General features: G+C 69.9%; 1 pseudogene. It reads right to left on the bottom strand.

What is annotated here, in order from left to right:
- Positions 1-319, bottom strand: a pseudogene (locus tag OO48_RS34135) (hypothetical protein); the annotation flags it as partial.

Genomic DNA, 319 nt, shown 5'->3' with positions numbered 1-319 from the left:
TGATGTGGCCCCAGCCGCCGGTGGCCTGGTCGACGACCTTGATCCGCAGCTGCTGGCCGATGCGGTCGCGCACGTCCCAGGTGACGCGGCGGTACGTCTCGTCGTTGGTGCCGGTGGTCTTCTGCAGGACGGTGCCGTCGGCGGTGGTCAAAGCGACGTACAGGTTGTTCGGGTCCTGCCCGCCGGAGACCAGCAGGCTGACCGTGCCGGTGCCCGAGAGGGTGAAGGGGCTGGAGGTCAGGGTGCCGGTGCCGGCGTCGCCGGCGGCCTTGAAGCCCCACAGGTGGTAGGTGCCCTGCTGGTTGAAGCAGCAGCCCCA

Origin of the sequence: Kitasatospora phosalacinea (assembly GCF_000716545.1) — a bacterium.
In the GTDB taxonomy this organism is placed as follows: Bacteria; Actinomycetota; Actinomycetes; order Streptomycetales; family Streptomycetaceae; genus Kitasatospora; species Kitasatospora phosalacinea.
The sequence above is the reverse complement of the archived record's forward strand: the minus strand, read 5'-3'. Positions and strand labels throughout refer to the sequence as shown.